This is a genomic window from Rhodopirellula sp. UH5 (genome assembly GCF_056839225.1).
In genome coordinates, this window is record NZ_CM166390.1 from 2,742,472 (window position 1) to 2,758,340 (window position 15,869).

Genomic DNA, 15,869 nt, shown 5'->3' on the forward strand with positions numbered 1-15,869 from the left:
GGGGGAATTGAGCGTCATCGAACGGTGCCTTGGGTTCCCTGACGACGTTGCTCGAGAAACGATTCGCTCCACGAACTTTGGCGCCGCAGACCATGTCCGCACGAACTTTCAGCACTCGATTCGATCGCTCCAAATCGTCGCGTCTCCTCTCGCGGAGACGCCGACGCCCGTTTCGGATCGAACAGCTTGAAAAACGCGATCTGCTGGCGACCTACGTTGTCAACAGTCTGTCCGATGACGTTGACGACGCCGCAGACTTGGCCGGACGGGTGACGCTTCGAGAAGCACTCTTGGCAGCTTCCTTCGACAACTCTCGTCCTTCGCATTTGCCGCCGGGTGAAGAATTGGACATCATCCGCTTCGCTGATTCACTGTTTGCCGAAGGTGGTCAAACGATCACGTTGAAGCCCGAGCAACATTTGGAATTGGTGTCGTCCCGAGTCCCTCAGGGAGCATTGTTCGTTGACGGTAGCTTCACGAACACCGACCCGTTCATCGCCGATGGGGGCAGCGTCTCGATTGTCGGTCCTGGGGCCGACTTGTTGACGATTGATGCTGGTGGTGCCGAAAACATTTTCATCACCGAAGATGTGGTCAGCATTTCCGGCATTCGTTTATCCGGTAGTCAATACCGAGCGATTCGGCCTCGCGTGGCACCTCCCAGCAACTACTCGGGGACGGTTTACGAATCCGTCAACACCACGCTGGACGACGTGCGCATTGAGGGCAACCATGGCGGTGGTATTTTTCATACCCAAGGAGCGCTGACGGTTCGCAACAGCATCATCGAAGACAATGGCTTTGTCGGTGACGTGACACAACCGTCCAACGGCGGCGGAATCAATGTCTCCATCACAGGTGGGAGGAATGTGCCCTCCGTCGTGATCGAAGATTCTGTGATCCGCGGGAATCGAGCGTTCGATGGTGGCGGGATTTCCAATACCGGTGGGCAACTGGTGATTGCCCGCAGCACGATTGAAGAAAACATTGCCACGGACAGTCCCACGGGTGATTCGAGCGGCGGTGGTATTTATCTTGGTTCGTTCGACTCCCTTGCCCCAAAAGTTCCCGTCTCAATCGATGGATCTGTCATTGCGAACAACACCGCCGATGTCGGCGGTGGAGTCTATGTTGCCGACAGCAGCGTGATCGTTCGCGAGAGTTTGATTGATGGAAATGTGGCATGGAAATCTGGCGGCGGAGTCGCGGTCCTCGAGCAGTCGGGTTTGTTTCGCGATCCCTTCTCGAGCGATATCGTCTTACCGAGTCAAGATAGCCGTTTCACACTCTTTGATAGCACCGTTTCATCCAACGTGGCTCCCATTGGCGGCGGGATCGATAATCGCGGCGGCACCATCAACGTGACGTCGAGCACGCTGCGCGACAACACGGCGGCGAAGGACGGTGGTGCCATCGCGGCGCGACGAGTGATCACGGATTCCATCGGTACCAACGGCCCGCGGACAACCGTCAGTAACACAACGATCTCTGGCAATCTCGCTGATGAATCGGGTGGCGGTATCCATTACGATCCCATCACGATTGGCGTCGACAACGATTCTCGCTACAGTGACAATCAAAAGGCGAGATTGCGATCGGATCCCGCATTGCTCAGTCCGTTTGACAGCAACCTGACGCTGATCAACAACACGATTGTGCTCAATCAAGCTGACGCCGATGCTGACTTGGTGGGATCTGGCGGCGGCTTGGCACTCAAGGAAGTTGTCGGCTCACCGGCCACGAAACTGGTCAATTCGATCGTCGCAGGCAACACGATTCGTGACGTCGATGCGGTGCAGTTGGTCGCACCGAGTGACATTGAATTGTTGTCGTCTCAGCCGATTCTTGTGAACGAGAGTCGCTATAACTTGATCGGCGATCCCAACACCGCCGGTGGACTGATCGATGTCGCTGCACCGGGTGCGGACCCGGACATGAATAATCAAGTCGGAGATGCGATCGGAAATCCGCTGGACCTCGATCGGATCCTGTTTCGCGACCTGGCGGACAACTTGGGAAGGCAACCACAACTGCCGTTGTTCCAAACCGGTCTCCAGATCAAACGCCCCGCCGTCCATGCCCTGAAGCTGAACAGTCCTGCGCTCGATGCGGGGACGCCGTTCTTGCCATCGGCCAGCGAGGGAATTCACTTTGATCCGTCAACAGGCCAGCCGATCATCCCGGACGACACTCCCTACCAAGACGCCCTGCAATCGGACCAGCGTGGGTTGCCCTTTGTGCGTGTCGATGTTCTCGGTCAAGTCGAGGGACAATTGGAACGATCGGTGGATATCGGTGCTTATGAAAATCAACTGCGTCCGATCTTCACTTCCCAAGAACTGGTCGTTTCCACACTGACTGACGAAGACGACGGAGACTATTCGTTTGGCGATCTTTCGCTGCGTGAAGCGATTGGGATCGCCAACCGATCGTCCGATGCGAATGGCATCCGCTTTGCGTCTTCGCTCATCGAGACCGACGCCACCGTCACGTCAACCATCGTGCTGGCGTCACCTTTGCAAATCAATTTCGATTTGGAACTCAGTGGGCCGGGCTACGATTTGCTGCAAATCAGTGGCAACGATCAAACACGGATGATTGAGATTGGTCCTCGCGCGACCGTGACGATCTCAGGTCTGTCTCTGATCAATGGCCATGGGATCGATAGCCTGACCACGTTTGATACCATCTCAATCGGCGCTGGAGGTGGAGCGTTGTTCAACGCGGGCGATACGACGCTCCACAACGTCCATTTCCACGACAATCGAGCTGTTGACGACGGCCGCGATTTTTTAGACTCGGTTCTGTTTCTGAGTGCAGGTGGCGGCGCGATCTTGAACACTGGAACGATGGCGATTCGAGACAGTGAAATATTCAGCAACCAGTCCGATACCGATGGCGGAGCGATCGCCAATGTGCTGTCCAGGACCCTCCAGAATAGTTCGTTGCACGTTGGCCCCAACGTGAAAATCAATGCCAACACCGCTGGCAGGTTCGTTGGCGGTGCGGGCGGCGATCGTCATCGGGGTGGCGGCATCTATAGCGAAGCACCGTTGACGATCATCGATGCGGAATTGGTTGGAAACGGCGCGCTCGGCGAAGGCGGCGCGATTTACAGTGCCCAGCATCGATCCGGATTCTCCTCCAGCCTCACCGTTCGACGTAGCTCGTTCAGCGAAAATACATCCAACGGTGGTGGTGGTGGCGCGATTCGGTCTTTGGCCGAGCTGAGTGTTTTTGACACGACCATCTTCCACAACGCGGTGGTGAACGGCGGTGACGACACGGCCGTTGGCGGTGGCATCTACGCAACCGCCCAGAACTTCAATTCAGTCTTGATCGAACGATCCACAATCTCTGGCAACATCGCTGACGACGTGCAATCGCTCGGTGGTGGAGTCGCCATCGACCTTCGCAATTCGTTCGATGGTGTAGCTCAACCCGGTGGGTCATTCACGATCCTTAGCAGCACCATCGCTGGCAACACGGCGACTGGCAGTGAATCGGCGTTTGGTGGCGGTGCATTCGTATTCGGTGGCCGGCCCCCCGTGATTCGCGACTCCACGATCGCTGACAATCATTTGGTCGGTCCGCTCAGGCATGGACCCGGGATATTTCTCGATGGTCCCACCGTTTTGAGCAATACCATCGTTGCCGACAATACTCTGGCACCGACTGAAAACGCCAACGCGACCATTGGCGAGCAAGTTTTTATTCACGCTGCGCCAGCAACGCAGTTCCAACTTCCGCCGATTTATCGCCCACTGGACAGCTTCAACGGGCAATTGCGTGTCACCGAATCGAGCATCATCCCAGACTTTGGTGGCCAATCTGGAATCGCTGGCGCGTCATCTCAGGTAGTCAATGCAAACCTGATTCGAAAAGAAGATCCCAACCTCTCGTCTCTAGCGGAGAATGGTGGTCGAACCAGTACCATTGCCTTCGGTCCAACCAGCAACGCGATCGACAATGGTGTTCGTCAAGGACTGTTGGATCAACGCGGCTTCCCCGTGACGGATCAAGCGGCGTCGATCTTTGATCAGGCTGGTGCAGACAATGAGTTTGGTGATATCGGCGCGTACGAATCAAGCCAGATTCGGACCATCGATTTCACCAGTGAGATTCGCGGTGCCAGCCAGTTTGGGAGCGGAGACGCGTTGGTGTTTGGTCAGGGCATCGATGACGGTCGTCCCAACAGCAGCCTTCCCAAGGAGCCGGGTTTCCTCGGCCTGGAATTCGATAAAACGTTTAATGTCGGACCGGGGATCTATTCCGATCCGTTGTTCGGCACGAAGTGGGGGGCCGACGCCAAGGCAGACGTGAGTGGACGGATTGGCTTCGAGTACGGTTACTATGTCAATTCAGGCTCGGTCGACACATTCTATGACGGTGTTTTTGCCTATTCGATCAATGAAACCTCGCCCGACGTGTTTGTCATCGGCACGGGCACCGAATTGACCGACGGCAGTCTGTACACCGTTTCGCCCCGGATTAGTGCGTACGCGGACTTGGTGTTTGAATTCAATGCCACGCTCAGCGGCACCGGATGCGTCGTGGCCTGTGCCAGCGGCACGTTGCCAATTGGTGTCAACGAAACGATTCCACTGTTCTCGATCAACCGCCAACTCGAAGATGACAATGGCAATCGACTTTTCACGGGTCCCGATGGATTGACGTCTGACAGCGAAGGTGGAATGAACCCACCGGCATTCGATGGCAACATCGTGGTCGCTGGACTGGACCTCAGTAGTTTGGGAAGTATCGATGTCGGGGATGGCAAGAGTCAATCCGAACAGATCGCCGACGCTCGCGAGAGAAGACGTCAAGCCGAGATCGATCAGGCACAAGGGAAACCGGGTGACCACAACCAAACCATTCGCGAAGCGATCAGTGACGAGAAACGTGCTTCACAAAAGGATCCGGGGGATAAGTCCGGTGGCGGTGTTGGATTGACAGTTTCGTTCGGCCAAGCCGAAGACTTGTTGGGCGTTGAAGCCCAACTCAGCGTCGGTGGCAGCGTTGGAGCTGGCGGTGTCAGCCTGGGTGTCGAGAAACCACTCGGCAGCCTCGCGCTGACTGTTCCCGATATTCAATTGACTGATCAGGAGTTTGACAACGCTCAACACCGGTTGTCTGCGACTACAGACGACTTCGGACTCGGCTCGGAACTCGATGCCAAACGTCAACTGGCGGCTCTCTCGGTCGACGTCGGTGCGATCGGTCCCCTGGGAACCTATAATTTGTCCGCGGGGCCCATCGATGTTGCTGCCACCACCGTCTCCTACGTCATCACTCCTCGACTGGCAGTGAAGCAAAGTGTCTCGGTCGAACCCTTCTTCGACGCCCAGCACCAGCCCGGATTCGATTTCACATTTTCCGGCAGTGGGACGATTGATGTGTTCGTCGGCAAGAACGCCTCAGCGCAAGCAGTCGCATCGGGAGGGTCCATCAGCTTCATGCCGGGCACAGAAATTCGCGTGGACTCCAACGGCAAGTCCGATGTTCGTGTGACGCCGTCCGTGACTCTCGGCAATCGTTTCTCGAACGATCTCGGACTGGACATTGACATCCAGGGATTGCTGGAAATCTTGAAACTGAAATTGTCGGCATTCGACACGGACCTCATCGATTTGGGGCCATTGTACCGGGATTCGCATACGCTGCTCGATTCGTTTGATATCGGATCCATCTTTGCATCGACCTTCAACTTGCCCTCCACCAAAACGGTGCTCGCTGGCTTTGATCTCGACTCTGAGAGTCCAGGTTCGGTGCGAGATGGCAAGACACCGGGTGGCGCCTACTTGTTGACCTCCGGCGCCAGTACCCAGGTCGATCCCGTTGACAATCAAACGACCTATTTTTCAGTACCGTTGATTGGTCCCGATGGAGTTCTTCACACCGACGTCAGGTTCCAAACGCAAGGAAGCGACACTTTGTTGATTCGCCCGCCCTACGCGGGGCTGACCTTGGAGTTGCTCGATGGCGATGGGAACTTGCAGAGCGCATTCGTCGTCGATGCGGCGGGCAGCACCTTCCAAACCGGCATAGGCCCCGAGTCGTGGCGTCTGAGTGGTTTTGAAAATCTGCTCGGCAGCGAAGCGGTCTTTGGGGTTGAGTTTGCCAATGGTTCGCTACGAAACGTCACCGCCACCGTCGAAGGCGGTGAACCATTGACTCCAACGGGCGAACACGCCTCGAAGTTGTTGACTGCGGCGACGCAAGCCGCGTTTGAAGCAAGGTCCAATGCATTCGTTCGCGACACCGACTTCGCACTCGACATTGATGGAGATGGAAAACTTTCACCCACGACTGATGGCACGTTGATAGCAAGGTTCATGGATGGAACAACCGGCGCGGCATTGATTGATGGGATCACGTCCGCCGATGTCGTCTCCAGTGCTGCGACACGAGCCACAGCACCGGAAGTTCTTGCCTACCTGCAAGACTTGCAGTCGCGAGGTCGTTTGGATGTTGACGGCGATGGGGTCGTGCAGTCCAGCATTGATGGTGTTTTGATCCTGCGACATTTCTCGGGAATCGGTGCCACGGCCACCACTCAAGCGGCGTTGACGGCCGGATTGGTGCTCTCACCATCGAGCGAGCGAACCTTGCCTGCGGATATTCGCGCCTTCATCGATGGTGGGTCCAGTCCCGCGTTGAATCAAACCTATGCCGATGATGTGCTGTCGTTCTCGGATCGGCTCGACGTGCCGCAGTTTGGTGTCGACGGCGATGCCGTGGTCGGCTCCTCGCCGTACGCACCCGCCTGGGCCGCCTTCAACAACGGAACCGGTGTTTATGATTTGACCGAGTTCGGGAAAGCGGTGCAATTCGAGGATACCTACCTGATCGACGAGAGTGATCCCAACTCCCGCACGCTCGTTCGCACCCGAGCCGCGGGGACGCCTGCCCGCCAGATCGATGTGCCGGCGGAACTGCGGAAGTTCCTCAGTGATCCACTGTCACCGGAGATCGATGATCTGGCTGAGCGTTTGGAAAACGAGAATCGAACTCAGTCGTTGGGCGTCGAAGAGCCGTTGTTTGTGCTCGTTCCCGCGGCGGTCGGCTATGAGTTCCATGCCCCGGCTGGACAGACGGTGACTGAATTGCATTTCGATGGTGGCGCTGGTGGGAACGCACTGATCGACCATACGGATGCGAACTCGGGGACGGACATCGATTTCGATCTGTTTGTCCCAGCCACCTCGCAGTGGTATGAGATTTCGATGAGCACGGCATTCGTGTTGCCGAGTGGAGTCACGACGTTTGAACTCTACCCACGCCCCATGGTGTCACTGCATGCCCTCGATCCGATCAATCAAACCAAGCCGAATCTGGACTTGAATGTTGGCCTGGTGCTGAGCGGCCCTGGGACCCCGGTTCCCAATTTGACAGTGAAGGTCCTAGCCGATCTTGGATCAACGGCAACCACCCAAGAAATCCATGACGGTGACGTTCCACCTTCCACGCTGACAACCGTGATTGGTGATCCACGGCAGTTGCCCGGTCAAGTGGTAATGATCCCGCCTTCGGATACAGATTTAACGCTCGGGGAGAAGTTCACCATCGACGTGCAATACAACGTCGATGCAAGTACGACGGTACCGACGGCGCTCCTGCTCGAAATCCATTTTGATTCCGACCGAGTTGCCTTCAGTGGAGTTCCGTTCTTGCAGGGTGATGGTTTGGTCAATGATGCGAATGCAAACAACTCTGAATGGGAGGTGGTGTCGGACGGTGATTTACGAACCGACAACACGATCATCCTGTCATGGAGCAACTTCCTAGGCGATTGGCCTGCGGATTCAAGTATGCCGACGAAACTGGCCACCATTGAGTTCCAAGGGTTAGGCATCAGCGGTGTGAGCGATATTCGTGTGACTGGTGTCTCGTCCAATGGCTTTATCCTCAACGCCGATCATCCCGTTCGCGTCACCTTAGCTGGGAATTTGCCGCCGACGTTTACTGCGGTAGCCCCGCCAGCGGTGAGCGAGGATGCGGGACCGCAGAGTTTTGAGTTCATTACTACTGCCGATGCCATTGAAGCTGATCAAACGATCCAAGGCTTCTCCGTCTCCCAACTCAGTCGCCGTTCTTTGTTTGTGGTTCCGCCGATGATCGACGCGGAAGGACTGTTGACGTACACCGCGGCGGCAAATACATCGGGGTCGAGTTCGTTTGTGGTTGTAGCACGGGACGATGCCGGCGGCTCGGGAGTGTCCGCACCGCAAACGTTCACGATCAATGTCACTGCGAGAAACGATGCGCCGTCGTTCATGGCTATCGATCCACCTGTGGTCGATAGTGACAATGGGCAGCAGACCGTGGAAGGTTGGGCCAGTGAATTTGTTCCCGGTCCTGCCGATGAATCGTCCCAGTCGATTCGAGCCTACACCGTCTCCACCATGGATGCGGACCTATTTGAAGTCTTGCCAACGGTAGATGTTGCGGGCAACTTGACCTACACACCGAAACCCAACGCAGTGGGTCGCGCACGGTTCACTGTCAGCGTCCAGGATGATGGTGGCACCGCCAATGGCGGCACCGACACGTCGCTACCAATCGCCTTTGCGATCACGCTGATCGATCCACCGAATATCACAACCCCGCCCTCCGATGCGGTCGGCACTTTCAATCACGAAGGTAGTTTAGCAGTCACGGCCACCGGCAAGGATCCGTTGCAGTATCAGTGGATCATTCATGAGGATACGACTGTCGATGGCTACCTGCTCGGTGCGAACAAGGCGACGTTGGAATTTCCACGACTGCTGCAAAACGAAACCGGGGACTATCAGGTCATCGTCACCGATTCTGGTGGTTCCACGATCTCGGACAGGGTGAATATTGGCGCTCAGCTCGATTATCAGAACAATCCGTTTAATTTTATATACGACGCGACAAACGCCCTTGGATTCAACGATCCGGTAGAGGGCGGTGGGTATAAACAAGACATTGAATACGCAGCATCGTTTACACAGCTACTACTGTTCAATTTTTTAACTCCGGACGTGAAACTCGATGTCCTCGTGCGATCGTCCGAGGGCATGGTGCCGAAAGTTGAGATTGATCCCGAATACGAGATCGATGGTCCCGGTTTCATTCGTAGTGTCGCAGCGGAAAAGCTGGCTTCCGGTCGCGATCTTAACGGCGACGCCCCAGACGTGACGTTGGATGTTACCTTCCCATCCTCAGCCAGCTCGTTCACGTTCGAATGGAATGGTGAAGTGTTGGCGGCAAATCCAGGTACTGCGATTGATACGGTGTCATTCTTGTTGCACGAACTGACGCACCTGTTTGATTTTGACTCCAATATTCAGCAAGATGGATCCAATCGTGTCAGCAACACGAGCGATGCCGGAAACGGTCGCGTGTGGACCGAGTTTGATCGCCATCTGGGCGACAAAAACGGACATATGCTGATCGATCCCACGACCTTCCAACTTGATCAGGAGTTGTGGAATAGAATCAGTACAGGCGGTCGGGACGCCACCGGTGGCGGAACGCCCGATGGAGGACTTTATTTTCACGGCCAAGTCAGCTCGGGACCGTCGGGCTTGGGCGGAGCCAATGGTCCAATTCCAATCTATTCGCCACCGACCTGGGTGGAAGGACAAAGCGGTCGTCATCTCGATCGCTCCTACGTCGACTCCCTGATGGCCGCAGGCTTGCTTACGGGTTTACGCCCGCTCGATCATAGCGCGGTTGAAAAGGCAATCCTGCGTGACATCGGTTACGCTGTCGATGAATACAACATACCGACGTTCACTGCAATTCCGGCAACCTATGAAGCGACCGGTCCGAGTGGCATCAGCGTTTCGGCACTGACGGCGACCGCGACCGACGACTCCGATCCCAACCCGATTGTCATTGCTAGCGCAGCGGGACAATCTTTCTTGTTTCCCAACCACACCTTGCCGTTGGGCGAGACACACGTCCTATTTCAAGCGATCGACTATTTTGGCAATGTCGGATATGCCGAACGGCAGATCTCGGTCGTGGATACCACCGCGCCAACAATCACACTGGCAAGGGACGCGATCACGCTTGCCGCCGGGCAATCGCTGAGCGACGCCTTGGAAATGATCGATCCGCGGGCGAGTGATTTGGTGGACGAATTTCCCGCCATCGTCCATGACGCCCCATCGGTGCTGCCCAATGGAATGACAACGATCGTGTTCACATCAACGGATCGTAGCGGCAATTTCAGCACTGCAACCGCGACGGTCAGCACTGCCAAGCATACGCCCGTCGTTGCTTGGGCCGATCCAGAAGAGATCTTGGCTGGCACGGCACTGGGAACCGGCCAACTCAACGCGACTGCCGACATTCCAGGCAGCTTTGTCTACACGCCGGCCAGTGGAACAATTCTGAGCGCTGGTTCGGACCGTATCCTCCGAGTGACATTCACGCCGACTGATACGATCAACTACGAACAAGTGACAGTGACTGTACAAATCGACGTCTTGCCCCCAAGCGTTCCTGTCATCACGTGGCCGACTCCTGCGGACGTTGTGGCTGGCACCTTGCTCAGCGCGGTTCAGCTGAACGCAACATCGCCGACCCCCGGCACGTTCGTCTACACGCCTACGCTCGGCACCTCATTGAATATCGGCAGTGACCAAACGCTTTCGGTCTTGTTCATTCCTGATGACACTGCCCAGTTTAAAACCACCGTCAAGACGACCACGCTCAACGTGCTCCCAGTATCAAGGGACTTCGGCGACGCGCCTTCGCAAACACAGTCTGGATTTGCCTCGGACTACCCAGTGACCACAACTCAAAACGGAGCGAGTCACGGAGTTGGCAGTCTGTTTTTTGGAGACGCTGTCGGTGGTGAAGGCGATGGGACTGCAAGCCTGAATGCGGAAGGCGACACGGACGACGATGGCGTCGATTTCTTGGTCGATCCCGTCGCAACGATGGACAGGCTAAGCGTTTCCAGTGTTCGCGTGCATAGCTCGGGGGCGGGAATCGTGGATGCCTGGTTGGATTTCAATCGCGACGGTGATTGGGATGATCCTGGCGAGAGAATCATCAGTGGTGCTGCCGTTGATTCGGGTGACACATTGCTCAGCTATCAGGTTCCAGCCGGAGCTTCATCGGGGACTTCCTATGCTCGGTTCCGCCTCTCGTCCCTCGGCAGTGAACTGCCCACCGGTGCCGCCGCGGATGGGGAAGTCGAAGACTATTCCGTCGAGTTGATCAGCGGTGCGACCTCTCCGACAGTCGTGGTGCAACCCGGTGCGTCAGACACTTCGCTGTTCCTGGATCCGGATCTTGTCAGATTGGTTTCCGGAACACTGACCGTGTTCGAGGCTCCAAGCGACCAAGTCGGGACGATCGACTACCGCCCACTCGTGACGCCCGAAGCAATCAATTTGATGTTGGCAGCGGAACATACAGTGGCTGCCAATCAGATTCAGTTTGGCGTCTTCGCGGATGGTTCCAGTGTGAACGTCAGCGGTATTGGTGGATCGATCGACCTGACCAACGTGGCCACGCAGGCCGCCCAGGGCCGCGTGACGCTGGACCTGACCCACGGCGACCCCAGTTCCGCGACCATTGATGCGATCTTGGCACGAAAGTGGTCCATGGACTCATTGCCAATGCAAGTCATGATTGGCGTGGAGGATCGAGTGCTGTTCGCCGACGCGGATGAGTGGCGGATGACCGATCCAGTCATGACGAGTGGCGTCTTCCAACTGACAGCAGCAAACCAGAGTGGAAACGCATCCATCGTTGTCAGTTCGGCGCGGCCTTGGCAGAATTTCATTCGCCTCAACGACGTGACAAACGACGGGGTCGTGCGTGCGTCCGACGCATTGCGAATCATCAACGAGTTGAACTCTCAGGACTTCTCCAGTTCCGACGGACGATTGATTGATCCGGCTTCCTTGTCAGAAAGCATGGTCTCTTACTATGACACCAGCGGCGATGGCGTTGTATCCGCACTCGATGCTCTGCGAGTCATCAACGAACTCAACGCGGTCTCAGCCGGTGGAGAGCCCCTTGAGAATGCCAGCCAGGGATCTCAACTCGCAGTCCCGATGGGACCTGCCGAACAACCTCCCCTCGCTTCCATTCCTCCAGAGGAGCCGATGCTCGCGTTCGACGCATGGAAACAGAAGCCGCGATTTGCTGCCGCCGACCTGCTGAGCACGGATCTTGTCATTCGTCAACGACTCTCGACAACAACTCCATCCGATCCTTCGGTCGAAGAATCGGTCTCCGACGAAAACTGGCGAGCGGTCGACGAACTGTTTTCGCAGAGCAATCCGCTGGAACAAGATATCTTGTGATGATTCACTGACCAGCGATGCGATCGCACTCAATCCACGGTTGGCGAACCGACGACCAAGGGAAGTGTGAACTGGTGCTCAGGGTCGGTGTTGTACTGGTCAAACACTGGCGAGTAAGTGCGGACTTGGATGGACTTGCCATCGGGAAGCAGTTCGATCAGTCGCATCCAACCGTCACCACCTTCGTGCAGCATTTGATAATTCGCCAGCATCTGGTGAACGAGGTTGCCCTGTGGCGCCTTCTCACTCAGCAACCCCGCGCCGTCGTTGAGCACATGACCTGAAAGCACCATCATGACATTGGGATGGTCGCTGATCAGCTTCGTCCAAAGATCGCCTGCGTCATTGATTCCTTCTGGACTGTCAGCAACGCCGTACTTGTACGGACTCCAGGTTTGCGACTGCGTGCGTTTCCAGTCGTACTTGGTTTCGTCGTAGTACATGTAAGCATGCGTCACGATCACGGCCAATCGATCAGGGTGTTCATTCAACAACTGATCCGCCCATTTCACAGCGCGATCACGAGGTGCCCATTCCAACGCAATCCCAATCCACTTGGCATGGTCCGTTTCAAACAAGCTGTAGTTGTTCTCCGTCTTCCCCGGGTCCATGGTGCCCTGGAAGGAAGGATGAAGTGCAAACCGTGGCTCGTCCAAGTAATCACTCATCAAGGATTCGTGCGTCGCTCCGTTTCCGCCTGGACCCATGTCATGGTTGCCAGGGGCTGCGATCACCGGAACATGGCCGAACAACTCGTCCATCGCTTGCTGTGCGTTTTCCCATTGTTCGGGCGTGTTGCGGTTGGTGATGTCACCCTCATGAAAAACCGCGACGATGTTGCGGTCTTTCAGGTGCTGGCGAATCCAACGGGTTTGAGCCAGAAAGTGCTGCGGATAGTGTTGGCTGTAAATCTGGGTGTCGGGCAGAGCAACAATGGTTGCGGACCCCTCCACGAACGGCAACGGTTCCGGCACTTGGTACGAAGGGCTGGGGTCCACCGCGGGAGCACGTTGATCCTGAACCATCCGAACGTAGTCCTGCAGTCCACGGAAGAAGCTCTTCGAGGCATCCACAAAACGGGCTGGTGCAACGGTCTTTCCGTCGGGCGATTGCCATTTATCGAAAAACAGGGATGTCAAAACAATGCGTCCCTCACCATGAGACGCTTCCAACAGCACGGGGTCGCGAGTGGATTTCCCAATCGCCGCCAACACCGCAAAACCTTGCTGATCACGAAGCGTTTCCCACGATCCAGCCCGATGATGGTTCGGCAACAACAGACGATCCTCCGCCGATGAATCGCGAGGCAATCGCTGCAGCAGCGGATGCTGCGGAGCATGCACGATCACAGGGTTGCCATCCCGATCGGTGCGTGAAGCGGAAAGGGAATCTGGCAAGAAAGCGATCGATGATTCGGTTTGGTCAGCCTGCGTTAGCTCCAACAAGACAGCTCCCGCCGCGACACGTTCGCCCAACAACTTGCGGTTGTTTTTCAGCCACTTTCGGACCGCGGCTTCCTCGCTGGCGAACGACCCGACGGCGATCAAATCAGTCACCGGCAAGGTGTTCTGTTGCAAGTCGATCGTCGCAACTTCAAACCCTGCCGCTTCCAAACCAGCCTGCAGCCCAACTTGTCCGGTCCAAGGATCCGCAACCTCAATCACAACCGCCGTCAGCACCGGTGGCTCGGCCCCCTTGGTGTCCGCCGAAAGGAACGAAGTGATGCAGCAATTGAAAACAATTGCCGAGAAAAACAAACGGTTTGAGATCGTTGGAGAAATCATGAGGTGATTCTGCAAGACAGTGAGAGAGGAAGGCAACCAATTCGCCCCCCGGTGAACGGAGCAAGGGAACGCATGGCCTCGCCCTCCGGGTAAGTTATAGTGCCTCCGCCCCCATTCACATGTGACCACCTGACCACCAGTGACATGAAAATCCTGCGAATATTCACGACCATCACGATCGGCCTTGCCATTGCCTCGACGGGGAACAGTGGCGATCTCAATTGGCCGCAATGGCGAGGCCCGGACGGGTCCGGAAAAACGTCCGCCACCCAAAGCGTGGCGCAGTGGGGCCCTGACACCAACGTGAAGTGGCGAACCGAATTGCCCGAGCCCGGCAACTCAACACCGATCGTGTGGGAAGACCTGGTGTTCGTCACCCAACCACTCACGGAATCGAATCAGCGCGCCATCCTTTGCTTCGATCGAGAGACTGGAAAAGAAAAGTGGCGACGCGGCGTCACCTACACCGAGAGCGAAGCCAGCCATCAAACCAATCCGTATTGCTCCGCTTCTCCTGTCACCGATGGCGAGCGCGTGATCGCTTGGTTCGGTTCCGCTGGGCTGGTCTGCTGGGACCTCGATGGCAATCAACTATGGCATCGTGACCTGGGACGCCAAGAACACATGTGGGGCTATGGTTCCTCTCCGATTCTGCATCAAGATTTATGCATTCTCAACTTCGGTCCTGGCAACCGTGAATTCCTGATCGCCGTTGACAAACACACTGGGGAAACTCGCTGGCAGCGTGACTCGCTCGACGATGAATCCGAACGCCAACTCAGCGGCCCAGAGAATGATGGCAATGCCAACGACTTCCAAAGCGACAAAGAACGCAGCGAACGCCTCCGCGGTTCCTGGAACACGCCCATCATGGTGCAAGCAAACGGCCACTGGGAACTGGTCGCAGTGCTGCCGAGACGTGTCAGTGGATATGATCCCGAGACCGGCGAGTTGCTGTGGACCTGCGGTAATGCGGCCCCCCTTGCCTACGCGTCGCCTGTGCTCTCCGAGGGAGTCATCGTGGCGTTGGGCGGGTACGGCGGCGCGTCCCTCGCCGTCACGGCCGGCGGCCGAGGCGATGTCACCCAAACGCATCGGCTCTGGCACAAACCCAAAGACAGCGGGTGGCTCGGCACCGGCGTTGCCCACGACGGGCTGATCTACGTTTGTGGGCTAGGCGGCGTGCTGAGTTGCTTGGACAGTGCGACCGGCGAAGAACTTTGGAAAGCTCGCGTTGGTAGCGGTGGGACTTGGTCCAGCATCACTCAAACGCAAGACGGGTTGATGTACTTGCTCACCAAATCGGGCACCACCACCGTCTTCCGCCCTGACCGCGAGCGTTTGCAACTGGTAGCGGAAAACGAACTGGACGAACCCAGCAACGCTTCCGTGGTCATCACCGATCGCGAAGTGCTCATCCGCACCGACAAAGCACTCTGGGCATTCGCGGAGCCCACCGCAAACGAATGAGTGGCCTGTCCCAGGATCACAAAGTGCCTGAAACCAGCTTTGGCAGCTAGTGGTCTGTAAGGACTTGTTTTTAGGGTAGTGGACGAGGCCACGAGTCCTGAACTGGCGTCAAATCCAAGGACTCGTGGCCTCGTCCACTACGATCAACCCTCACTTTTAGCTGTGAGAGACCACTAGCACTTCCGGCACCAGTTCCCTGGTCAGATCCCAGATGTTCCGGCTACAATCGCCGCGAGATTGGCCGGCACTGTCACGCGACCAATGCATCCCGCGTCAGCCTCGCTGAGAGGGAAAAGCAGACCGACCAACCGGCCGA

The 15,869-nt window shown here is 56.6% G+C and carries 3 protein-coding genes; 2 read left to right on the top strand and 1 reads right to left on the bottom strand.

From position 1 onward, the window contains the following. The first annotated feature begins 92 nt into the window (after positions 1-92). On the top strand, positions 93-12,299 hold the full coding sequence (locus tag UH5x_RS09855; protein WP_482635559.1) for a GEVED domain-containing protein: 12,207 nt from the start codon (positions 93-95) through the stop codon (positions 12,297-12,299). A 29-nt stretch (positions 12,300-12,328) separates the two neighbouring features. On the opposite strand, the gene UH5x_RS09860 is transcribed toward UH5x_RS09855, so the two are convergent. Next, entirely contained in the window at positions 12,329-14,083 is a 1,755-nt protein-coding gene (locus UH5x_RS09860) for a metallophosphoesterase (protein ID WP_482635560.1), read from the bottom strand. 144 nt (positions 14,084-14,227) lie between these two features. Between UH5x_RS09860 and UH5x_RS09865 the strand changes: the two genes are divergently transcribed. Next, the gene (locus tag UH5x_RS09865) at positions 14,228-15,553 is read left to right on the top strand and encodes an outer membrane protein assembly factor BamB family protein (protein ID WP_482635561.1); all 1,326 of its coding nucleotides are present in this window, start codon (positions 14,228-14,230) and stop codon (positions 15,551-15,553) included. Positions 15,554-15,869 lie beyond the last annotated feature (316 nt).

What these genes read in the sequence shown, in the direction of transcription:
- UH5x_RS09855 (WP_482635559.1), top strand. Translation starts at nt 93, where the DNA reads ATGTCCGCACGAACTTTCAGCACTCGATTCGATCGCTCCAAATCGTCG.
- UH5x_RS09860 (WP_482635560.1), bottom strand. Translation starts at nt 14,083, where the DNA reads ATGATTTCTCCAACGATCTCAAACCGTTTGTTTTTCTCGGCAATTGTT.
- UH5x_RS09865 (WP_482635561.1), top strand. Translation starts at nt 14,228, where the DNA reads ATGAAAATCCTGCGAATATTCACGACCATCACGATCGGCCTTGCCATT.